Genomic DNA, 24,327 nt, shown 5'->3' with positions numbered 1-24,327 from the left:
GCCCCCTATTCTCTTTCTTCTAACCAATTATAAAAAGGTACTTTGTTAGTTGGTTGCGCATCTTGCTGAACTGTCCGTGCTGGAGTCCTGCTAAATGTTTGCTTCTCTCGGAACTGCTCACTTTGCTTTTGTGCAGCTTGAGGTGTCGTAATATTTTTCTTCTTCCACTCTAACAAAATACGATCAATATAGCGAATACTCAGTTTCCCAGCAAAAACAGCTTCTTTCAATGCCTCTTTAATGAGTATTGGAGTATGGTTGTCCTCATCAAGCCAACATCCTATTTTTTCAAGCTCTAAAGGAGATAAAAGACGTCCCATTTCTTCTTCAAAGAGTCGGAAAATCTCTCCTTCTTCTTGTTGAAGTGTTGTGGCAGATTTTTGTTGCTCTTTCATCTCGATCATCTGCACAATTCGCTCCCAGAGTGGGTAAACCGAATATTTTTCATAGAGCTTGCCACTTGTATCCACATCACGAGTAATTTCAAGGAAGCCCTTTTGCATTAATCGTTGTAAACGGGATGTTAGTTCATTTTCTGGCATTGTGAGACGATTCTTTAGATCATTTGGTGTAGGGAAGTCATACCCTTCCATATGAAAGGCTAACAAGTGCATAACAATTAGCGCCTCTTCATCTTCTATATTTAACTCCTTATAAAACTGAAAAAAAAGCTGGGGAATGGGAATCATTCTCTGCTCAGTCCATGTACGGAGTCGATGACTATTTGCATTCATATTCCTCTAGACTCCTTCTTTAAGTAAGTAGAAAAGCCGCGTAGATATTTCACTACGCGACTTTTAAATTGATTTGCTTATGGATATAGGCGGTTCAATAAACGTGGGAATGGAATTGTTTCACGAATATGTTCTGTGCCAGAAATCCATGCCACAGTTCGCTCTAATCCAAGCCCAAAGCCTGAATGTGGAACAGAACCTTGTTTACGAAGCTCTAAATACCATGCATATGCATCTAATGATAGGTTATGTTCTTCAAGACGAGATTTTAATAAATCATAGTCATGGATACGCTCAGAACCACCAATAATTTCACCATAGCCTTCAGGTGCGATTAAATCAGCACATAATACAACGTCATCGCGATCTGGATGTGGTTGCATATAGAATGGCTTAATGCCTACTGGATAGCATGTAATGAATACTGGCTTGTCGAATGAATTGGCAATAGCCGTTTCATGAGGTGCCCCAAAATCGTCACCCCACTCGATATCGTCAAAACCTTGTTCATGTAAAAGCTTGATCGCATCATCATATGAAATACGAGGGAATGGCGCTTTAATATTTTCAAGTTTCGATGTATCACGGTCAAGTCGCTCTAATTCTAATTTGCAGTTAGCCAGAACGGATTGTATAATATGCGTTACATATTGCTCCTGTACTTCTAGATTTTCTTCAAACTCTACAAAGGCCATCTCAGGCTCAATCATCCAGAACTCGATTAAGTGACGACGCGTTTTAGATTTTTCAGCACGGAAAGTTGGACCGAATGAAAATACTTTTCCTAGTGCCATAGCTGCCGCTTCCATATAAAGCTGCCCCGATTGAGAAAGGAATGCATCCTCATCAAAGTATTTCGTATGGAATAGCTCAGATGTACCTTCCGGTGAAGATCCTGTTAAAATTGGTGGGTCCATCTTTGTAAAACCATTGTTGTTAAAAAATTCATAAGTTGCACGAATGATTTCATTACGGATTTTCATAATGGCATGTTGTTTACGAGAACGTAACCATAAATGACGGTTATCCATTAAAAATTCAGGACCGTGCTCCTTTGGTGTAATAGGAAAATCTGTTGCTGTATGTAGAACCTCAATTCCTGTTACAGCTAGCTCACAGCCAAAGCTTGAACGTTCGTCAGCTTTCACCTCTCCTGTAATATACATAGAAGTTTCTTGCGTTAGTCCTTTAGCTGTTGCAAAAATTTCTTCGCCCACTTCTTCTTTCACGACAACACCCTGAACAAAGCCAGAGCCATCGCGAAGTTGTAAGAAGGCGATTTTACCACTTGAACGTTTGTTAGCTAGCCAAGCGCCAATTTTGACTGTTTCACCGATATGCTGTGGCATATCTTTAATCATAATTTTTTTCATAGAAATCCTCCAAAGTCGTCTAGAGGGATTAGTCTTGCCATTTTGATTTTACAAATGTATCAATACGACGGACTGCCTCTTCTAGTAAGTCTAAAGATGTAGCATAAGATAATCGCATAGTAGTTGGTGCACCAAAGCCAGAGCCTGGAATCACAGCCACATTTGCTTCTGTTAAAATATCCGCAGCGAATGCGTCTACTGAATCATAGCCAGTGTGAGCCATTGCTTCTGCTACATCTGGTAATAAGTAGAATGCACCCTGTGGTTTTAATACATGGAAGCCAGGAATTGCACTTAACTGTGGGTAAATTTCCTCAAGACGAGATTCGAATGCTTGGCGCATTTCCTCTACCGCGTCCTGTGGTCCATTATACGCCTCAACAGTTGCATATTGTGCAGTTGTCGTCGCATTAGATGTTGAGTGTGATGCAAGGTCAGTCATTGCTTTTACTATATCCGCATCACCCGCAGCATAACCAATACGCCAGCCTGTCATAGAGTGAGATTTTGCTACACCATTTACAACGATTGTACGTGCTTTTACTGCATCAGAAAGTTGTGCAATTGAAAAATGCTCAATACCATTGTATACAAGCTTCTCATAAATTTCATCTGACACGATTAAAATATCCTTTTCTTCTGCAACTGCAGCAAGTTCTGCAAGCTCTTCACGTGAATATATCATACCAGATGGGTTGCTAGGTGAGTTGATAATTACCGCTTTTGTTTTATCAGTCACAGCAGCTCTTAATTGATCAGCAGTAATTTTATAGTTTTGTTCACGTGTACCTTCAACATATACAGGTACTCCGCCCGCTAATTTAACTTGCTCAGGATAAGACACCCAATAAGGGATTGGAATAATAACTTCATCACCCTCGTTTAAAATAACTTGGAATAATGTGTATAAAATATGCTTTGCACCTACACCAACAATCACTTCATTTGGCTGATAAGTAAGGTTATTATCGCGCTGTAGTTTATCAATAATAGCTTTTTTTAGCACTGGAAGTCCGCCAGCAGGTGTATATTTTGTATACCCCTTTTCCATTGAATCAATGGCAGCATTTAAAATGTTTTGAGGTGTATTAAAGTCTGGTTCACCAGCTCCAAGGCCAATGACATCAATACCTTGCTCTTTTAATGCTTTTGCTTTCGCAGTAATAGCTAATGTTGAAGATGGTGTTAAAGTTTTTACACGTGTTGCTAATAAGTTTTTCATCCGGGATCTACTCCTCTTATAAATTCGTAATGCGCTTCCACCAGTCGCCATCCTTAAACATAATATAGACATAGTTGAGTTTGTCATGATCGTTTAGGTATGTAATCTCCCAAACAACGCCCGGCTCCTCATAGCCCAATTTCATGTGGAGGACCTTTTGTACATTTCCTTCATTTTTAAAAACCGATAATGCTTGCTTTTCCGTAATGCCATCTTCTAATAACACTTCCTGAATGGAATCCTTGTCTAGATTCGTCGGAACAAAGACAGCCTTTTTATCACCGTATTCGTCTACCCCGAACACAGTAACATACGAATGTTTGCCATTATATGTGTAGGACTCCGATACAATTGCGAGGGCTTTGGCATCGAGTGCCAACTGTTCAGCCTGCTCTTCAATTGAACGGAACGGAGCCTCGGCTTTCCAGAGTACTAAAATGCTAATGACAAGTGACAACGAAACAATAAAGACAGAAATGAAAATTAACCAGTTTTTCATCTATTCACCTGTTGTTTCACATCGTGCTTTTTTGGCACAACACATAGCGGATGTTTGTGTGTTTTTTTAACTGCATAACAATTCATTTTGCTTTCCATTTTGTCAACCTGCTTTCTTTCCTCATACCACAACATTATACAACAATTTTGTGCTGTCGTGTTTCTTAATTTCATATATTGTACGTTGCTAGAATAACGTTTTCAAATGATTGGTACAGTAAATTTCATTCCGTATCATTTTGCCTCGTTCTAATTTGCAATGACGCTTCAATTTCTGTCAAAATATCCCTGAAACAAGAGAAAAATTCCTATTCAACACTGTAAATAGGAATCACTCATATTATAATAGTTCATAAATAACATAGGTGGCACGGCCTTTACCTTTTGCCTCATACAAACAACGATCAGCTTGACCAAATAAATCATTATAATGATAATCTTTTCGATCATTTATACAAGCTCCCATACTGACCTTTAAAGGATAGCTTTTCTGGTCTTTTTCTAATGTTAACGTTAGCAAATGAGCGTGTGTATTTTGGACAAGTTCTATCATATAATCCTTTTGTGGATGGCGAATACAGACAATGAATTCATCCCCTCCATAACGGATAATTTTTACGTCTTCCTCCCGCAAAAACTCCTTCAAACCATTAGCTAAAAGCTGTAAAACTCGATCCCCAAACAAATGTCCATGCGTATCGTTAAATAGTTTAAAATTATCAATATCAAGAACTGTAATACATACATAGGATTCCGCCATTTTAGCAGCACGAAACCATTCATCTAGCTCGTGATCCAGAAAGTGTCGATTCAGGACACCTGTTAATGGATCATAATGTGCCTTTCTTTCTAATCTCTCTTTTTGACGCTTAAATTCCAAATTCAACACTTGCTGTAATAAATGATCAATGCTCATCTGTTCTGAAAGATCTATATATTCTTTTTGGACATCAAAAATTTCATCTCGCCAATTCAATTGGTACAGTACATTTAACAATAAGCGCATCACTTTTTTTGTAATGGGTTTATCACCATAGGATTTGGCAAGTTCTATTGCTTGTTGATAATATTGTACCGCTTCTTCAAGCTTGTGCTGCTTTTCAAATAAAAAGCCATAGCCAAACCAAGCTGCTACTTTTTCAGGTTTATGTTGAGAAATTATGCTAGAGGTCAATGAGTCATCAAGCAATGCCTTCCCTGCCACAAAATCCCCTTCTAAAATATACACATCTGCTAAATTATTATTAATGCGAATATCTAATAATCTTGCTAAATCTGGTTGTGTCTCATATAGCGTTTTATTGTATTCTCTTGCTAATAAACCTGCTTGAAGGGCTTCCTTCGTACAGCCCTTTTCTACCTCTATATAACATAAATTATTGTGACAACGAACAAGCATCATAAAATCTTGTAATTCTTGAGCATAAGCAATTGACTTTTTCGTCATCTCTGCTGTTTTTTCACGGATTCCTACCATATCGTAGATTAATGACATGACCAAATAATACTGCATCAAATCTTTGCTAGTACCATATTTTTCACAGATAGCCTCATAGTCGAAAATAAGGCTGACAATGGCTAGAGTATCACCCAAAGAGTGATGTACTAAAATTTTCTGATAGTACAAATCCAATACATACGCATAGTTATTATCCTCTAAAGCTACTAAAAGACCTTGATCTGCCAGTTTCAGCGCATCTGTTAAATACCCCTTTATGCGCATTTCCATGATTGTCTTATTTAATTCCTCTAATGTTAACACCACTGTCTCACCACTTTTCCAAGCCCCTATTTAATCCACTTTCATTTCTTGCTGTAACAATTATAAGACATATTTATTCACTTCGTCCGACTTTTTAGCAATATACCAACTATTACCTCGATTTCAAAAAACTTTTGTAAGACTGCTATATAATGCCCTATTGTTTTCCCCCTCCATTAAATTTTTATACCTTTACACATTTTTCTCCATTTTTGTCCCAGTCAACTGTTGTTTTTACCCATATGATGTGATAACTAGGCATGTTAAGTAATTGAAAAGGGATGTGATGTTTTGAGTTTACCAATTAACCCTTCTGATCCAGCTACCATTCCAAAATTTGTAGATGCTCTACAGAAGCCAGTAATAGCAAAACCAAAGTACTGTAGGGGTCAAAAAAAACATGATTATTACGAACTGATCATGATGGAGGGCGAGCATCGTTTTCACAAGCATTTTCCTAATACATTAATATGGGGGTACAACGGCCTTTATCCAGGACCAACTATAGAAGCGACGAAAGATAAACCGATTTACGTTAAATATAAAAATCAATTACCATTACAGCACTTTTTACCAGTGGATTTTACACTTCATGCCGCCAACGATTCCCAAGAGGTAAGAACCGTCACTCACTTACATGGAGCTAACGTGGATTGGGAGAGCGACGGTCATCCAGAGGCTTGGTACACAAGGGATTATCGACATACTGGTCCAAAATTCAATAAAGAAATCCATGAATATACGAACCACCAGCCTGGTACTACAATGTGGTACCATGACCATGCCATGGCTTTAACACGTTTAAATGTCTATGCAGGCTTGGCAGGTTTCTATTTACTTAGAGATGCGCTGGAGGAACGTTCCAATTTACCATGTGGTGAATACGAATATCCTATTTTAATCCAAGATAAATCTTTTAATGAGGATGGCTCGTTATTTTATCCTGATGAACCGCCATTTCCAGTTACTGTACACCCATCGATTACCCCCGGCTTCGTAGGTAATACGATTGTGGTCAATGGAAAGCTTTGGCCATATTTAGATGTTGAACCTCGTAAATATAGATTTCGGTTCCTGAATGGCTCCAATCGAAGAGGCTATATCATCAGCTTGTCAAATGAGCAGACTATGATGCAAATAGGCACAGATGGCGGTTTTTTATCAGCACCTCAAGCAATCCAATCTGTGGAGTTACTACCTGCTGAACGAACAGATATCATCATCGATTTTTCAGCTTGTGAGGGACAGGAAATTACCTTACTCAACACAGATACAGATTTTATCGATGAGCATACGAACGTCATTATGCAATTTAAAGTATCACTTCCCTTAAAATGTGAGGATACGAGTGAAATTCCTGAGAGACTGGCAGTCACAATGGATTTACATCCACATCATGCACATATTGATAGACAACTACCTTTGACGGCAACAACGGATGAATTTGGAAGACCTATGCTGTTATTGAACAACCGAATGTATCATGACCCAGCGACAGAAAAACCTTCCTTAGATAGTATTGAAGTTTGGAGTTTTATTAATACTACGCCTTTTATTCATCCTATTCATCTGCATCTCATACAATTTAAAATTCTTGAACGTCGGCCATTTGATTTAGAACTCTATCAAAATGAAGGAATCGTATCATTTACAGGACCACCAGAGGAACCTCGGGACTATGAACGTGGTTGGAAGGATACGGTGAAAGTGGATGCTGGCAAAGTGACGAAAATTATTATGCATTGGAAGGATCATGTGGGGAATTACATGTGGCATTGTCACTTCCTTGAGCACGAGGACCATGATATGATGCGACCTATTCTTGTAATGAAGGATGTCCACGCTGTTCAACAGCCGCATGCTGAAATAGAACAGCCTACCCATCATGAGGCTACTACTAGTACGACGACAGCCTCTACCCCTACGACCAATACTACTAGTACGACACATCATAATGAGTCACCCGCACCATTATTAAATGCTTCTCAAATTCCTTTCACAGAGGAGGAAGAAATTGTGGAATCACTAGCAGAGGAGTCTACACATATCGGAAATAATGATCAACATAGGCCCATCCTGCTTTTCCCAACTACTACGTCCACACGCACTGATACAAATAGACCTAGACCCCGTAGACCTAGAAGATTTTAGCAAGCCAATCACACAAAGAAAACTACCGTTTAAGTGGTAGTTTTTTTGTGTTCAAGCATGTATACGCCATAATCTATGCGTGAGTAGCGCCAAAAGCAGCATCATAACACAAATCATTAAAATGGGTATAAAGATGTTGGCGCGAAAGGTCTCGAACAACAGTCCATAGCCCATTTGCCCAAGTGGTGCCATGCATTGTGAAACAGCCATCATGATCGCCATGACCTTTCCTAAATTTTCATTGGGTGTTTCCTTTTGTACAAGTGTCATTACGTATATTGAAATGATCGTCATCATCATCGCCATCACAAGCGCACAACCGGTAAATAATAAGTATGAAGCATAATAGCCTATTTGAAGCATGGGCTGAATGACAGCAATAGCCATAGGAATCACTAAAAAAGCAGTCACCAATACCCAAATATATAGCCTGTTAATTTGGAGCTTTTTAGCGAAATAGCCCATCGTTAATGCACCAAGTATGGTTGCAAAATCAATAATGCCCATCCCTATTCCGTACATCGAATCACTTACTTCTAACGTGACACGAAGGACGATGGGCACTCCTACGATAAAGAGCGGTGTAAATAATAAATTTAATAAGGCGGCCAGTACCGTGCATTTCAAAATAAAGGATTGCTTCACAACATATGTAAACCCCTCCTTTATATCCTTGAATAACGTCATGATTAATTGTCCATCATCATCTCGTTTCACAAATGGAATGGTCATATACATTTCTACGATGGCTGTAGCGAAAAATAATAGACCACTTACAAGGACCAGAATTTTGATGCCTAGTAATCCATAAAGAATTCCACCTAGTACCGGTGCAGCAACACCGGCCAAAGCCTGCACCCCATTCACGATTCCATTTGCCTGCTCAAGGTGTTGTTCTCTTACTAATAACGGAATACTAGCCATGACTGCAGGTGAATACATAGCGCTAATAATGGAAAGGAGCACCATAACTACGCCTATCCCTAACACTGAATGATATTCAGTCCACAATGTGAGATAGAATATCAAAACAATGACACTATTAATGACATCAAATAACACCATTAAATGCCGTCGATTAAAACGATCGGCAAGGGCACCACCGAATGGCGTAAGAAGAATAGGTATGCTTGAAATAGCAAATAGCACGGCAAAAAGATCGGCCCTTCCCGTCATATCTAAAACAAAAAGCGATAGCGCAAACCTTAATAAGGCAGAACCCAAAATAGAAATAATCTGTCCAAATACAAGTATTTTAAAATCCTTTGAAAATCCTTTTTCCTTTACGAATGTTTCCATGTAATGACTCCCCCCCTAACAGACCGACTGTCGGTCATTATTTTTGTATAAAAAAATGTAGCGATAAGTTTAGATGTTAGTTGTGACTAAAACTTATACCACATTTTTAGACCGACTGTCGGTTTATAATTAGTATATGAGAACTCTCCAAAAAAAGGAACTTTTTTTTATGGATTTTTTCAAAATTCTTCTTCTTTTAAATATGCTTTTATTTGTTCTATAAAAGCTGTGGTGGCGTGACTTACATAGCGGTCCACTCGGTAGATAATTGACAAACTTCGACTAGGAATGTCATCTGAAATACGAATGATACGTAAATTCGAATCATTCATTTGCTGAACCAATGGATAGGGCTGCACCGTAGCTCCTATATTCGCGCGTACTAGATTCATAATTGACGTAACGGAGCTTGTTTCAAGAATAGTATGGAGCTGGAAACCATGTTTTTTCACTGTCTCCTCAACTATTTCTCTTCCTAAAAATCCTTCAGGATACATGACCATTGGAAGATCTTTTAATTCAGCAATAGTGACCCCTTCTCGATGCGCCCAAGGATGTTCCTTTGAAACCGTTACAACATACTCCTCCTTTCGTAAAGGAATAATGACTAAGCGATCATGGGGCTCAACATTCGTCCCAATTCCTATATCCACTTCATTTTCAAGAACTTGCCTCATGATATCGATAGAAGCAAGGATTGTAAGCTTTACCTTAGGAAATTTTTGATGAAAATCAATGACAAGTTGTGTAATTCGATAATCTAAATCAGATGGCATAATACCAACACTTATTTGACCACCTTGAACCTCTTGTAAATCTTTAATAGCATTTTTGACATTTTGTAGTGTATTAAGCATGGCAGTAGCATAGGTAAACAATAAGGCACCAGCCTCCGTCACCACTATTTTTTTGCCAATTCGATCAAATAACGGCATTCCTAGCTCATCCTCAAGCACCCGTATTTGCTGGCTTAACGTTGGTTGAGAAATGCCTAGCTTTTCAGCCGCTTTTGTAAAATGTAGTTCCTCACAGACTGCCATAAAATAATGTAGATGACGTATTTCCATATGAATCACAACCAATCATAGTTTGTATCTATCATTGTAATAGTAATAATAGTATTGTCCAATCATTTAGATTGCTATAGACTTCAACTTAGGATTTTTATTCAAATTTACGGAGTTGATCAAACATGAAAATGAAGCAAACGGTACTACCTATAATTGCCATTGTTTTGGCTTCTTTAAATTTAAGACCTGTAATTACTTCCGTTTCACCTTTGTTAGGCACTATCCGAGAATCATTGCATATGAGTGCGGCAAGTGCCAGTTTATTGACGTCATTAGCTGTCTTATGTATGGGGTTATTTGCACCGATCGCGCTCAAGCTCGCCAATCGTTTGAGTATTGAACGAGCAATAGCCTACTCCCTCATATTAATTGGGCTTGCAACCGCTACAAGGTACTTTGCTTACTCTCCCTGGGTCATGCATGTTACAGCTCTATTTGCGGGAATAGGCATTGCCATTGTTGGTCCATTACTATCAGGTTTTATTAAAGCAAAGTTTGCAAATCCTTCTCGTATAGTTGGTATTTATTCACTCGCTTTAGTTGTAGGGGCTGCCTTAGGTTCAGGTCTTTCCATCCCATTAAGCACTATTTTTCATTCTTGGCAAACCTCTGCAGCATCCTGGGCTTTACTTGCCATCATCGCTCTATTTTTTTGGTGGAAGCCTCTCGAGCGAAAAGCACACCCAGCAAATACTACAGGTAATAAAAAAGCATTCCCTATCAAGAAAATTTTAACAAGTGAAAAAGCTTGGTTATTAACAGGTTTTTTTAGTTTAATGGCCTTCATGTTTTATACGATTATGGCCTGGTTACCACCAATAGCTGAACATATGGGCTATAGCAAACATGATGCCGGAATGATGCTCACCCTATTAACGGTTGCCCAAATGCCCGCAACGTTTTTAGTCCCTATTTTAAATAACCGCTTCCAGCATCGAGCTGTTTGGCTAGTAGCTTGTTCATCACTTGAATTAATCGGTTTATTGATGCTACTATTTACCATTAACCCTTGGCTAAGCAGTGTCCTTATCGGCATTGGGGCAGGTGGCTTATTCTCATTAGGATTAACTTTACCAATAGATGAAGCTGAAGATATCCAAGAAGCAAGTTTCTTAGCCGCTATGACCCAATCTGTCGGCTTCGTATTTGCTGCTCTCGGTCCCCTATTTGTGGGCCTAATAAGAGATTACACAGGGAACTTTACAGCTGCCATTATTGGCATGATGATCATCGTGATCGTCATGATCATCATCCAATTAATAATTGGTAATCAGAAGCCTCATGCTACCCATTAAAATCATACGAAAAAGACGACTACATAATCAAAAGTCGTCTTTCTTCGGATGTACTCAATTTCTTCATTCCAAGAATCTTGTCTAGTCATTTTAAGGTGCGTCGCTTTAGTATTCATTCTTTTACCGGAGTTTCTACTGGACGATTAGCTGTCACCATACTTGCATCTGCTTCGGAGGGTAAGTAAGTATTACATACCTGCACGACAAACTATACTCCCACTATTGTAAAAAACCCCTATTCATTGTCACGTATAATGCTAGATAACTATAGCGGATCTTAAAACCGCTTCTTCTAAAACATCTATGCCTAATAAAATATCTTCAAGGTCTGTATGTTCATCAGGATGGTGACTTAGGCCGTCCACTGATGGGATAAAAATAAGGCCGACTGGTCCGAGTCTAGTCATATTCATTGAATCGTGTCCTGCACCACTTTGCATATATTGATAGGAGAGGTTTCTTTCTAAACAAATACTTTCCAACTCTTTCATTAGACTTGGAGAAAGTAGGACAGGCTCCTCCGAGCTAATGACCTTATAGTCAATAGCAAGCATTCGCTTTTGTTGAACATTTGCGATGGCAGTATAGAAATGCTGAAGAACTCGATCCCTTGATTGTACTGAGGAGGAGCGAATGTCGACTGTCAGCTCCACTTGTCCTGGGACTACGTTCATAGACCCTGCAACAACGTCTAAAATACCTACTGTTGCCACTGTTCCAAACTTTTGCTCGGCTATCGCTGCTTTTTCCAATTCTAATGCCAATTCTGATGCTCCTAAAAGTGCGTCCTTCCTCATATTCATCGGTGTTGTACCTGAATGGGAAGCTTTCCCATTTAATGTCATTAATAAACGGACTGGTGCTGCCACCCCCGTCACAATTCCAATTTTTTTCTCATAGCTAATAAGCATAGGACCTTGCTCAATATGTAACTCAAAAAAGGCATGGAAACCTTCCCCTACTCTATTTGCCTGATCTACACTACTAAAATCCAGTCCACAATGTGCAAAGGCCTCTTCCATCGAAATGCCATCGCGATCTACAAGATGACGATATTTTTCTTTATCTATAAGCCCTGCCATTGCTTTACTTCCGACCGTTGATACACCAAATCGAGAAGACTCCTCACAGGCAAATGCAATAATCTCTATTGGATGCTTGGTCACGATTGATTTCTCATTTAATCGTTTGATTACTTCTAGGGCTGCCGTTACGCCAACAACACCATCATACTTTCCACCTTGATAGACTGTATCTAAATGAGAGCCCATGACTACAGGCCCTACTCCTGGTACTTTACCCTCTCTTCGAGCAATAAGATTTCCACATTGATCAATATGAATTTGAAGATGTTCATCTTTACATAAACGAATGAAGGCATGTAAACAAGCCTGCTCTTCATTTGTATAGGCAACTCTCGTAATTCCTTTCTCACCTGAATTATATTGATTCATTTTATTTAGTAATTGTTGATAACGTTCTTTGTCAACCATGTAAACAACTCCTTCTTAAGAATTACGAAGATGAAAATCAAACCAAATTTGCTCTTGCCCTGTATCTTTTTTAATTGTACCAATTATTTCATATCTTATTAAATGAAAATTAGAAAAGGGATTCTCGAAAACGAGATCCCTATTCTAATCTTGATCATAGGCTATTATTTGCTATTAGCCATTTTGTTATTGGAATGATGGAATAGTGCATCACATTCTTCTGGAGTCTCCATTTTATGCATGTTTAACACACTTGTATCTTTACCTGTTAAGTAATCACGTATATGCATATCAGAGAAGCCATGTACATGAGCATCTTCTGCTGTATTGCAATAATGCACTTCTTTTATACCTGACCAAATAATTGCTGAAACACACATTGGACATGGTTCGCATGTTGCATAGATTACACAATCCGATAAATCCATTGTGCCAAGCTTTTTAGAAGCTTCGCGAATGGCTACTATTTCTGCATGTGCAGTTATGTCTGTATCACGCATCATCGTATTTCCTACAACAGCGATGATTTCATCACCTCTTACAATCGTTGCACCAAAAGGTCCACCAATATTTTGGTCGATACCGTCTTTCGTTTTGTCAACTGCTAATTGAATATAATCCATACCGTGACTCCCCCTATGTTAATTAATAATATGAGTACCCGCTTGATTATTGATTGCCTCTTTTAGACTCTCAGGATTTGTAATAATAACTCGGTGACCACCATTTTCTAAGAAGCTCAAACTTGCTTCGATTTTTGGTAGCATACTTCCTGGTGGGAATTGATTGTCTAAAACATGTTTCTTTGTTTCTTCAATCGTAATTTCTTCAAGTGCTTGTTGTTCTGGCTTCCCAAAGTTAATGAATACACGTGGAACGCCCGTTGTAATAATTAATGAATCTGCATTTACTTGAGCTGCTAACAGACTTGTTGCAAAGTCTTTGTCAATAACAGCATCTACACCTTCGTAAATATTGTTTTCTTTTCTAATTACTGGGATACCACCCCCACCTACTGCGATGACTACATAATCATTGTCAATAAGTGATTTGATTGCATCTTTTTCTACAATATCGATTGGTAGTGGTGAAGGTACCACACGACGATATCCGCGCCCAGAATCTTCTATCATTTTCCAATCTGGATGTTCCACTAACATAGCATCCGCTTGTTCTTTCGTAAAGAATGAACCTACTGGCTTAGTAGGATTGACAAAGTTCGGATCATTTTCATTGATTTCCACTTGTGTAATCACACTGACTACCTTTTTATTAATTTGACGCTTCGCCAGTTCATTTATTAGGGCTTGTTGAATTAAATATCCAATTCCGCCTTGCGTATCGGCAACACAGTTCACTAAAGGAACCGCTGGCATGCCAGATATTTCATTAGCAATTTCACTTCTTTGTAGCGTAAAACCTACTTGAGGCCCATTGCCATGAGTGACAACCACTTTATAGCCTTCTTGAATCATATCTGCTATATGTTCGACAGTTTGAGCAACAGCTTCCTGCTGGCTTTGAATAGATTCACTGCCGCTATCTTTTACTAACGAGTTGCCTCCGATTGCTACAATTACTAATTTATTCACAACTACACCCCTACTTCATTTTCCGCATTATTTTGAATTTTTTGGTTATTAAATCGATATAACACTGTATATAAAATGAACGACACGATTAGTCCGCTAAAGAAGGCAAAGTCATTTAGCTTCACTAGGAAAGGCACACCTTTAAGGAAAGCACCTGACATTGGTAGCATAAAACTAATCAATAGCACGACACATGCTACGATGTTATAGCCAGATTTATAAGCCCCATTGTTACCGTCTTTCACATAAATTGTAGATAACTCAATACGACGTTTACGTTCGATATAAAAACTAGACAACATAATACCTGCGATTGGGCCAAACATAGAGCCAATAAAACTATAGAAGAAGAATAAAGTTTCTGTACTAGAAACTAATTTCCAAGGCAAAATCATTGTTCCAACAATGGCTGTTAAAATTCCTGCTGTTTTTACTGTAAATACTTTAGGAAATAACGTTGTCATTTGTAATCCAGATGGTAGTAAATTACCGAATACGACAAATGCAGTTGCCCCAACATTTAATGCTAAAATTAATACAATAACAGAAAATGGATTTTGGATTTTATCGATTGCATCGACAATATTAAAAATTGGTTGTCCGAATGCAATTTCTGTCCCCGCTATTAAACTAATACAAGTGATGGCAAATAGTAGATACGAACCGATCATACCAATAGATAAACCATAGACCATAGCTTTTGGTGATTTAGCTCTATTTGTAAAGTCTGCAATATTAACGATTGGACCAGCCCAATTAGATACCAATGCGCTCACACAAGCAATAAATACTAATGGACTTTCCATTTTTGTTGCAGGTGTGTAATCTAAAATTGGACCAATACCACCAGCAATATTGATCGCCCAAATCGCTGCTCCAATGATGAAGATATAAACGATTGGTGATGAATATTTACCAAAAACAGTGAGCATATCCATGCCGCCCAAAAATAGTAACACTGTAACTATCCATAAAATACTATAAGAAATCATTGTCGGAACATCTAAGCCAAAAAGAGTGAAGTCCCCACCAATAGACATATAGTTCGGAATGAATCTAGCGAATAAAACATTTAGAGATTGAGCCCCTACCACTGTGGTTGTACCAAAGAAAACAACCCCTGCAATTAATCCACGACATAAGGCTGGAATAATGGAACCCTTTACTCCGAAGGCATCTCTCAGTAATATTGCGAATGGTATACCATATTTAGAGGCAGCATATCCATTTAAGGCGTATCCTGCAGAAACGATCACTGCTGATAGCATAATGGCTAAGAAAACTTGATTAACAGATAATCCCAAGATAAAAAATCCTGCAACTGTCATATAAGACATAATATTGTGAACTGCGCCCATCCAAACTGTGATGTAGTTAAAGATCCCCCAGTCTCTTTCCTGAGGACCTTTTGGTAATAGTTCTTCCGAATAGCCTAGTGCTCTATAGTCTTGATAGGACTGTTCAATTTTTGCATGTTCCATCTAAAGCTCCTCCTACTTATAGGAAGTGGGCTTAAGCCCACTTCTCACTAATTGTGATTAATGCTTTCTCAAAAGCTTCCATTGGAGGGTGAGTAATACCGGCACCAATCATACCAATTCCAGCGTCTTTGTGTGCAATTGCTGTATTAATAATTGGAAGAATACCAGTTTGAATTACTTTACGGATATCAATACCAGTAGCAATTCCCATGAAGTTTAATAATGGAATAGTAATGTTTTGGTTTTCAGTTGTCGTAATTTCTTTCATTTGACGTGAATAACCAATTGCTTCATCCACTGTTCCGCCTACTAGGGCAACGATTGCTGGTGCAGTAGCCATAGCGAAACCACCGATACCGTATGTTTCTGTAATAGCACTATCTCCAATGTCTAGACCTGAATCTTCTGGCTTATACCCAGCAAACATTGGCCCGATAACTTGTTGTGCAGGGCCCGTGAACCATGTGTTACCTGCCATTCCACTAATACGAATACCAAATTCTACACCGTTACGTGCCATTGTTGTCACAACCGTACTGTGCTCAATACCATGTGCAGCATCTAATGCACATTTACAACAAGCCATCCACGTAGGCCCTGAGAAATACTCACTACTTGCTACAAAATTAAATACTTCACGTTTCTGTTCAACAGGATAATCTGTTTCTAAAATATAAGGTGTTAAAGCTTGAATGAGTAAAGCAGTACCTGCATTGTTACGGTTATGACACTCATCACCCATATGAAGTGCTTGTGCTAGCATTAAACGAAGGTCGATACCCTCTTTATTGAGCTTCATAGCGTCACGTAAAATTGGTCCTAAAACATCACGCATCCATACTAAACGATCAATAACACTGTCATCGTTTGCACCCATACGTAAAACTTTAGCCATCTGCTCACTTAAGTTTGTAAATGCACGATTACCGTATGTTTTATTTTCAACAATGTGCACAAACATGGAGGCAGATGTAACACCAGCCATAGATCCTACAGAGTTATGTTCATGACATGGTGAGAATGTAATCTCTCCTGATGCTGCAACTTTCGCCGCTTCCTCAAGGTCATTTGCCAAGCCTTCGAAAATGAGAGCTCCCATAACGGCACCTTTCATTGGACCATTCATGTTTTCCCATGTAATTGGTGGGCCAGCGTGTAAAATTGTTTTCTTCGTCATGCCTGGTACTACATTAATCGCTTGATCGAAACCAATTAGAACTGGTTGAGAGTTAACAATTTTTTCGACTGCAAGACGGTTTGCTGCTTCAATTTTTTCAGCCAATTCAGCTTTATCGATTTTGTTTAGTGCCTCGATTATTGCCGGTTTCCCTCCACCTGGTGGTGACCATTCTAGGTGTGTAGCACTCGCATTTTGCGCTAAGATATCATTGTTAAAAAGTTCAATACCTACGTTAATTACGTTAATTTTACTTGTAAAAAGTTCATTAATCTTACTCATGATAATCTCCTTTCAAAACCATTTCTCTAGCCAGTAAGCCTGCATTTGTACTGCTGCTTGCATGTGTCACACCTGCATCGACTAATTTTTTCACTTGATCTTCTAAACTTGGTTTATCTAAATCTGTTCCTAGCACATATCCAATAATCTCTAAGTGTCTACCCTCTTTTTCAGCCAATTGTTTAGCCTTAGTAATAGCCGGCAGCATAACACCAACTGGGTCTTCATGTGAACCGAAGCCTAAAACGAAGTCCATTACAATGACACCAACCGATGGATCTTTTGCTTCTTGTAAGAAACGATCAATACGAGAAGATGGATCAATCATTGGGTGCGGTTTACCGTTAGTAAAGTCATCATCCCCAAAGTCTATGAAAGTATGTTCCTGGCTCACATTAATATCTTTTAATAGAAAATCAGGATTTTTTTGGATATTACTATATACATGATCGAATTTTTCCATTGCTAGATACATAGATTCATCACAAAGCGTTCCACCACAGAATAATCCACGGATATATTTTTGCTCTGGCGATAATTTAGCACGAACCTCTTCAATTAATGGAAGGTTCAGTGCACGTTTGTTAATGCCTGCTTCATCAATATCAGCAAGTAATACTGCTTTTAACGCTGCTTCCTTAGACGTTTTAGCGAAATGTCCACCAGCTGCTACTACTGCTTCTTCATTACCACCGATAAAGTAAACAACTACAGGCTTGCTACACTCTTTAATTTGTGCTAATACTTTTTTCTCCACGCTAGCTTCAGGTGGCTTTGATACGAGGACGATTACTTTTGTCGCTTCATCGGCATCAAGAGCTTGGATACCATCTAGCATCATAATTCCGCCTACTTCTTTACTTAAATCACGGCCACCGGTACCGATAAGTTGAGTAATCCCACCACCGAAGTCATGAATACGAACGCTGACCTCTTGGCTACCAGTACCAGATGCTGCAACAATACCGATGTTGCCTTTTCTTACAGCGTTTGCAAAGGCAAGTCCTATATTACTAATGATTGCTGTACCACAGTCTGGACCCATCATTAATAAGCCTTTGTCATGTGCTAATGTTTTTAATTCCACTTCGTCTTCCACGCTTACATTATCGCTGAATAACATAACATGTAAGTCATTCTCAAGAGCCTTCCGTGCTTCACGAACCGCAAAAGCACCATTCACAGAAATGACAGCAAAGTTTGCATCTGGGATACCTTGTGCAGCTGAATCAATCGTTGCGTATTTAATATCGCTTTTTGCTTGTGCTGAATTTTTATTTGTAAATAATTCTTCCACTGCTAAGTAAGCGCTTTCTGTTTCCTCCGCATTAGCAGTTTTCACAATAATCATCAAGTCCCCTGCTGTTGCTTCCTCTACTTCAGGAGTCATTAAACCAACGTTGCGAATAACTCCCTTGTTCATTTCTGTACCCATACCAATAATGGCTTGCTCAACGCCTTCAATTTGATTCGCTTTTGTTGAAAGTGACATCAATGATACTGAATCAAAATATGTGTTTCGCTTAATTACGACTTTAATACTCATTTTTATCCTCCTAATTCTATATTGGCTTCAAAGCCACTTATAAGCCCTAAGGCGATATCTGTACCTGATGAAGAGCCGATGGCAAGTACTTTTTTCAGTGCTTGAATCGCTTCACCTTCCGTGCCAGATAGCATGGCAGAGACAAGTGCATGAATAGATTCCCTAACCTGTCCATATGCAGCCTTATTCAATGTTGTGTAACTAATATCATTGGTTAAGGGCTTCATCAATTTGATGACGCTTTCACACAATGGCTGATACATAGAACACGGACTATGTTCTAAATGGATGACCGTCAATAATCCAACTAAAAAATCATCACCTGATGGCGTTAACCCTGGCCCCAAGCCCACTAAATCAAGTGCATACTGCTGAAAATTATCAAATCGGCGATTACATAATGCTTCATGGAGTAATGCTGTGCGCTCTTTTAGCAATTTCGAAGTTTCAGCCTCAAACTGACTAACTGGTGAATCACTGCGCTTCATCCCCCCACTTTTTCCATATATATCAATAAACTGTTTCACTTGAACGATATTCTGTTTTAACGTTGCCGTGTCTGACGGGAAAATAGGGAGATGACACTGCCAAAGAGTGGCTGTTTCTATCGCTATTGTTAATTTATCTTCTATTAATAATTGGTGATGCTTCATCCTTACTTGGTCATTTTGGTATATGTGCAAATTGTCCAAAGTATCAAGATCAATGACAAGCGTATTAGGAGCATTGTCCATAGCTTTCGTTGCAAGTGTAAAAATTTCACCATTTGCTACACTCCGGATATTTAATGCATGTTTAAATACACTATGAACTGTCCCCGTAAACTCCGCCTCAGCTAATTGCTGAAGGAAATAATTATCACCAGATTTAGCGTGTATCATATGTACACCCCTTTGAGTCGTTGGAATGCTACTATTTTGCCCCAGCTTCTAGTAGAATTTTTTCAATAGCCGTAAAACCTTTTTCTCTAGCGATTGCTAATGGAGTCACTCCATATTGATCGACCAATTGTGTATCTGCGCCATGCCCTACTAATAAACGAACAATTTCTTGCTGCTTTTCTCCACCATCATTCAAAAGGATTGCTTCAATTAATGGTGTCCAACCACAAATATTCGTATGATTGACATTAATATCTGTCTTTGTAACAAGCTCACGAACTACTTCAACAAATCCTTTCTCACTTGCTGGATGAACACCTACTCCACCGAAACGTGTTAGACGTTCTAAATCTGTGTTTGCTTGGAGCATTATTTTCACAAGCTCTAATTTCCCATTAATACAGCCATATAAAAATGGATTTAAACAAATTTGATCTTGAAGGTTAATATCTGCCCCTTCTTGTATTAGAAATTTTACCGTTTCTAATTGATCGTTCATGGCAGCAAGTAAAATTGCTGTTTGCTTTTGCTTATTGCGAGCATTAATATCTATACCTTGTTGTAAAAAACGTTGCAAAGTATCTCTATCTCCCGCTTCAGCTGCCGCTAAAAATTCTGAGATGATAATTGTATCTTCCAATTTCTTTCATTCCTCCATTTTCCCGACCTATTGTTCATTTCATCTAAATGAAAATGAATCGCGAGAATGTTAGTTTTTCCACATTCCTGTCTTACATGCCTTATTTTATTCCCTTATGCTCTATATATCATTGTTTAGCAATACCAAAAAGAATGCAGATGATTTGGGCAATATGTACAATATTTTGTGATAAGATTATGGCAAAGGAGTGAAATCATTTGCTAACAATTAAAGATTTATTAGAAACTAAGGCTTTGGAGGGAATTAAAATTGTTGCGGGAGAGCAAGGCATTCACAATAAAATATCACTTGTGAACATCATCGAGAATCCTGATGCATTTGATTGGCTAACACCGAATGAATTATTATTAACAACCGGTTATATATTTCAAGATGATGAAGAGTTACAAAATAAAATTATCCAAGAACTATCTAAAGTGAATTGTGCGGGCCTCGTCATTAAGATGAGACGCTATCTACAAAAAACACCTCAAAACATGATCGATATTGCCAATCAATATGGATTACCTTTGTTGGAGTTACCTTATAACTACATCTTGTCCAAGGTCATATCGATCATTAATGAAAAGGCATCCGGCCGCTATGACTTATTAAATAGAAAATCACTGGATATGCACAATACATTGTTTAAAGTAGCGCTAGAAGGAGGGGGCATCGAATCGATTTCCTCAAAATTAGCCGAAACCATTAATAATCCTATTATCTTTTTAGACCAGGATTGGAATTTACTGCATTTCACTGATCTCGATGCCAATCCAGTACCACTTGCCTATGGCATCAACCTTAAAAAAAATCGTCCGACTTTTTCAAAGGATTTTATCGATTCCATTCCTAAGGATCTCAATGAGATGCAAAAATTGATTACAAGAAATTATCATTTAGAGGACCTTATTGTAAAATGTAGAATTCTTCCTGTAGCAGTAGCTAATTATATTTACGGCTATATAGTCATTTGGCAAACCGTTCATGATCTCAATGAATTTGATTACATTGTTTTAGAGCAAGCCTCCACGATCGTGGCATTAGAGAGGATTAAACAGAAGGAAATTGAGGACGTCCGACTAAAAATTAAACAGGAGTTTTTTGATGATTTATTAACGGGAAAAATCACATCCAGCGAGACGCTTCAAACGCTCTGTGACCTCCATGGATTAAATATCAATTATAAATATTACTGCATTGTAATTTCTATGATCCGTGATAACGTGCAGGATCATCATGATTTAATTTCTCGAAAGTACGAATCCGATAATATTGCAAAAAAATGTATGAATTTAATCTATAAACACTCTAGTACCATCAATGGTGAAATTACATGTCTTTATCGAAATCACCAAATTATCGTGTTGGTGGGACAACAAGAAGGTAAGCAAGATATGACTGTTAATGAAACGAAACGATATGCTGAGGAAATTTTGCAATTATTAAGTCAGTATCAAGCAGAAACTTCCTTTTTAATTGGTATTGGGAAAGAATATAAACAAATTCGTTACGTTCATAAAAGCTTTGCCGAGGCTCACGAAGCTCTCCGTCTCATGCACCGATTTGAAGAAAGCGGAGCTGTGGCCCATTTTGCCGATCACTCCATCTATCACTTTTTAGATTCGAATATTAATGAGGTTCAATTAAAAGATTTTTTCTTAGAGAGCTTAGGGCCTGTCTTTGAGCACGATTTATTACATGGGACAAGCTATTTAATTACGTTAGAAAATTACTTTATTTATCATATGAATATTAGTGAAACTGCTAAGGAAATGTTTATTCATCGCAATACTTTAATTTACCGTATCGAAAAAATTAAAGAGATTTTAAAGACCGATTTAAAAAGCTATGAGGAACTATTACAAATACAATTAGCTCTAAGAATTTATCGACTACTAGGTAAGTCTCTATACCATGATGAGTTTGCTGACTAGTCCTATTTGAAAGGTGATGATGATTTGCACATCACCTTTTATTTCATTTCATATTCAGTTCATAAACACATGCTATAGTAAAAGCCATAGGAACGACATACGTTGTTTGACGATATTGAAGGAGGCTATTTCTTTGCAAGAGACATCAAAAGAAACTACTAAAAAACCAGATTGGCGACGTTTTATACAATTAGTAAAACGAGCTGAACCACCTATTTGGCTCCTAGTTATAGCATTAATTATGAGTTTAGCAACTACGGGCGTAGGTTTTATCGTCCCATTATTTACAAAACAATTAGTGGACGGCTTTTCACTAGAATCACTTAATTATTGGCAGATCATTTTGCTTGGTATTGCTTTTATCGCCCAAGCCATTGCAAGTGGATTATCTATCTATTATTTAAATCGTGTAGGTCACCATGTAGTAGCAAAATTACGGGATCAACTTTGGCGCAAGCTGCTGCATTTACCAATCCCCTACTATGATGAAAACGATACTGGCGAAACATTAAGCCGTGTAACAAATGATACAGCGGTCGTAAAGGAGCTCATTACAGAGCATCTAGCGAACTGTTTATCGGGTGTTATTTCCATCATCGGTTCCATTATTATTCTCTTATTCCTAGATTGGAAAATGACTTTAGTGATGTTAATCGCTGTTCCACTAGCGATGGTTATTTTAATGCTGCTAGGAAAACGCATGTTTGTCATTTCTAAAGGGATGCAAGATGAAACCGCTAAGTTTACTTCGGTATTAAACCAAGTTTTACCTGAAACACGTTTGGTTAAAGCTTCTAATGCGGAGCAAGTAGAATATGAGCGTGGGAAAAAGGGCATTACGAATCTCTTTAACTTTGGCCTAAAAGAAGCAAAAATCCATGCTCTTATTTCACCATTAATTTCATTCGTTCTGATGTCGGTTCTCGTCGCTATTATTGGCTATGGAGGCGTGCGCGTTTCCTCTGGTGAGCTGACAGCTGGTGATATGGTGGCATTTATTTTATATTTAATCCAAATCATCATGCCAATGACACAATTAACGATGTTCTTTACGCAACTTCAAAAAGCAATGGGTGCTACTGAACGCATTAGTGCCTTACTGGACCATGAGGAGGAACACATTGAAGAAGGCATTACTGTTGAAAAAATAGATCAGCCAATTTATGTTAATAATGTTGACTTTTCATATGGTGAGGAGCCGATTTTATCCGATATTAACTTCACAATAGAGCCAGGCAAAGTAACGGCCATTGTAGGTCCAAGTGGTGGCGGTAAAACAACCACATTCTCCCTGTTAGAACGATATTACCAACCAACTAACGGTAATATTACACTAGGAGAAACGCCTATAGAGACATTTTCACTTCACTCTTGGCGCAGTCAAATTGGCTATGTTGCGCAAGAAAGTGCCCTGCTGTCAGGAACGATTCGAGAAAATATTTGCTATGGTGTTGACCGTGAAGTGCAGGATGATGAGCTAGAAAGAGTGGCTAAAATGGCTTATGCTGAACAATTTATTAACGATCTTCCCGATAAGTTTGACACCGAAGTAGGCGAAAGAGGCATCAAGCTTTCAGGAGGTCAACGTCAGCGTATTTCTATTGCAAGAGCCCTACTACGGAATCCGCAAATTTTAATGCTCGATGAAGCTACATCAAGTTTAGATAGTAAGTCAGAAATTTATGTACAAAAAGCGTTAGATAATTTAATGCAAGGTCGCACAACTTTAGTCATTGCTCACCGCCTATCAACGGTAGTCGATGCCGATCAAATACTATTTGTAGAAAAAGGACATATTACAGGTTGTGGTACACATGAGACACTCTTTGAGACGCATGCCATGTATCGTGAGTTTGCCAAGCAGCAATTACGAATTAAAGAGGACTAACGAAGG

The 24,327-nt window shown here is 38.4% G+C and carries 19 protein-coding genes; 4 read left to right on the top strand and 15 right to left on the bottom strand.

The genetic code is table 11. The features are described from left to right. Window positions 1-5 precede the first annotated feature (5 nt). The 5 genes from B3D94_RS15500 to B3D94_RS15480 form a co-directional block, all read right to left on the bottom strand. Window positions 6-734, bottom strand: a complete 729-nt coding sequence (locus B3D94_RS15500) for a DnaD domain-containing protein (protein ID WP_291758200.1) — start codon at window positions 732-734, stop codon at window positions 6-8. 77 nt (window positions 735-811) lie between these two features. After that, the gene (gene asnS, locus B3D94_RS15495; RefSeq protein ID WP_291758198.1) at window positions 812-2,107 is read right to left on the bottom strand and encodes an asparagine--tRNA ligase; all 1,296 of its coding nucleotides are present in this window, start codon (window positions 2,105-2,107) and stop codon (window positions 812-814) included. Window positions 2,108-2,135: 28 nt separating this feature from the next. Further along, entirely contained in the window at window positions 2,136-3,329 is a 1,194-nt protein-coding gene (locus B3D94_RS15490) for a pyridoxal phosphate-dependent aminotransferase (protein WP_069480754.1), read from the bottom strand. A 16-nt stretch (window positions 3,330-3,345) separates the two neighbouring features. Next, window positions 3,346-3,828 (bottom strand): DUF5590 domain-containing protein, encoded by a 483-nt coding sequence (locus B3D94_RS15485; RefSeq protein WP_069480753.1) that lies wholly within the window; start codon window positions 3,826-3,828, stop codon window positions 3,346-3,348. Between the two features lie 339 nt (window positions 3,829-4,167). Beyond that, a complete protein-coding gene (locus tag B3D94_RS15480) occupies window positions 4,168-5,592 on the bottom strand; it encodes a tetratricopeptide repeat-containing diguanylate cyclase (RefSeq protein WP_291758195.1) in 1,425 nt (474 codons plus the stop codon). Between the two features lie 288 nt (window positions 5,593-5,880). On the opposite strand from B3D94_RS15480, the gene B3D94_RS15475 reads away from it, so the two are divergent. Further along, window positions 5,881-7,740, top strand: coding sequence for a multicopper oxidase family protein (locus B3D94_RS15475; protein ID WP_069480751.1), 1,860 nt, complete (start codon window positions 5,881-5,883; stop codon window positions 7,738-7,740). Between the two features lie 51 nt (window positions 7,741-7,791). On the opposite strand, the gene B3D94_RS15470 is transcribed toward B3D94_RS15475, so the two are convergent. After that, entirely contained in the window at window positions 7,792-9,039 is a 1,248-nt protein-coding gene (locus B3D94_RS15470) for an MFS transporter (RefSeq protein WP_069480750.1), read from the bottom strand. A gap of 179 nt (window positions 9,040-9,218) precedes the next feature. Further along, window positions 9,219-10,106: a LysR family transcriptional regulator gene (locus B3D94_RS15465; protein ID WP_069480749.1), complete on the bottom strand. Its 888-nt coding sequence runs from the start codon at window positions 10,104-10,106 to the stop codon at window positions 9,219-9,221. A 125-nt stretch (window positions 10,107-10,231) separates the two neighbouring features. Between B3D94_RS15465 and B3D94_RS15460 the strand changes: the two genes are divergently transcribed. Then, entirely contained in the window at window positions 10,232-11,404 is a 1,173-nt protein-coding gene (locus B3D94_RS15460; RefSeq protein WP_291758192.1) for a CynX/NimT family MFS transporter, read from the top strand. A gap of 257 nt (window positions 11,405-11,661) precedes the next feature. On the opposite strand, the gene B3D94_RS15455 is transcribed toward B3D94_RS15460, so the two are convergent. The 8 genes from B3D94_RS15455 to B3D94_RS15420 all read right to left on the bottom strand — a co-directional run bounded on the left by B3D94_RS15455 (window position 11,662) and on the right by B3D94_RS15420 (window position 20,496). Then, a complete protein-coding gene (locus tag B3D94_RS15455; protein ID WP_291758190.1) occupies window positions 11,662-12,897 on the bottom strand; it encodes a Zn-dependent hydrolase in 1,236 nt (411 codons plus the stop codon). Between the two features lie 164 nt (window positions 12,898-13,061). Next, complete coding sequence (locus B3D94_RS15450) at window positions 13,062-13,520, bottom strand: nucleoside deaminase (RefSeq protein WP_291758188.1); 459 nt, start codon at window positions 13,518-13,520, stop codon at window positions 13,062-13,064. A gap of 18 nt (window positions 13,521-13,538) precedes the next feature. Further along, entirely contained in the window at window positions 13,539-14,489 is a 951-nt protein-coding gene (gene arcC, locus B3D94_RS15445) for a carbamate kinase (protein ID WP_291758186.1), read from the bottom strand. A 2-nt stretch (window positions 14,490-14,491) separates the two neighbouring features. Beyond that, a complete protein-coding gene (locus B3D94_RS15440) occupies window positions 14,492-15,970 on the bottom strand; it encodes a cytosine permease (protein ID WP_291758184.1) in 1,479 nt (492 codons plus the stop codon). Between the two features lie 31 nt (window positions 15,971-16,001). Further along, window positions 16,002-17,429 carry a DUF1116 domain-containing protein gene (locus tag B3D94_RS15435; RefSeq protein ID WP_291758182.1) on the bottom strand — a complete coding sequence of 476 codons (1,428 nt, stop codon included), beginning with the start codon at window positions 17,427-17,429 and terminating at the stop codon, window positions 16,002-16,004. Continuing rightward, complete coding sequence (fdrA, locus tag B3D94_RS15430) at window positions 17,422-18,975, bottom strand: acyl-CoA synthetase FdrA (RefSeq protein ID WP_291758181.1); 1,554 nt, start codon at window positions 18,973-18,975, stop codon at window positions 17,422-17,424. The genes B3D94_RS15435 and fdrA overlap by 8 nt, the downstream gene beginning before the upstream one ends. A gap of 2 nt (window positions 18,976-18,977) precedes the next feature. Next, complete coding sequence (locus tag B3D94_RS15425; protein WP_291758179.1) at window positions 18,978-19,856, bottom strand: DUF2877 domain-containing protein; 879 nt, start codon at window positions 19,854-19,856, stop codon at window positions 18,978-18,980. Window positions 19,857-19,887: 31 nt separating this feature from the next. Further along, window positions 19,888-20,496: an ankyrin repeat domain-containing protein gene (locus B3D94_RS15420; protein ID WP_291758177.1), complete on the bottom strand. Its 609-nt coding sequence runs from the start codon at window positions 20,494-20,496 to the stop codon at window positions 19,888-19,890. 218 nt (window positions 20,497-20,714) lie between these two features. On the opposite strand from B3D94_RS15420, the gene B3D94_RS15415 reads away from it, so the two are divergent. Both B3D94_RS15415 and B3D94_RS15410 read left to right on the top strand, forming a co-directional pair. Then, entirely contained in the window at window positions 20,715-22,433 is a 1,719-nt protein-coding gene (locus B3D94_RS15415; protein WP_291758175.1) for a PucR family transcriptional regulator, read from the top strand. A 133-nt stretch (window positions 22,434-22,566) separates the two neighbouring features. Further along, entirely contained in the window at window positions 22,567-24,321 is a 1,755-nt protein-coding gene (locus tag B3D94_RS15410; RefSeq protein WP_069480738.1) for an ABC transporter ATP-binding protein, read from the top strand. Window positions 24,322-24,327 lie beyond the last annotated feature (6 nt).

The sequence above is a fragment of the Lysinibacillus sp. UBA5990 genome (assembly GCF_002429815.1).
GTDB classification, from domain to species: domain Bacteria; phylum Bacillota; class Bacilli; order Bacillales_A; family Planococcaceae; genus Lysinibacillus; species Lysinibacillus fusiformis.
This window is presented reverse-complemented; position numbering and strand designations above follow the sequence as displayed.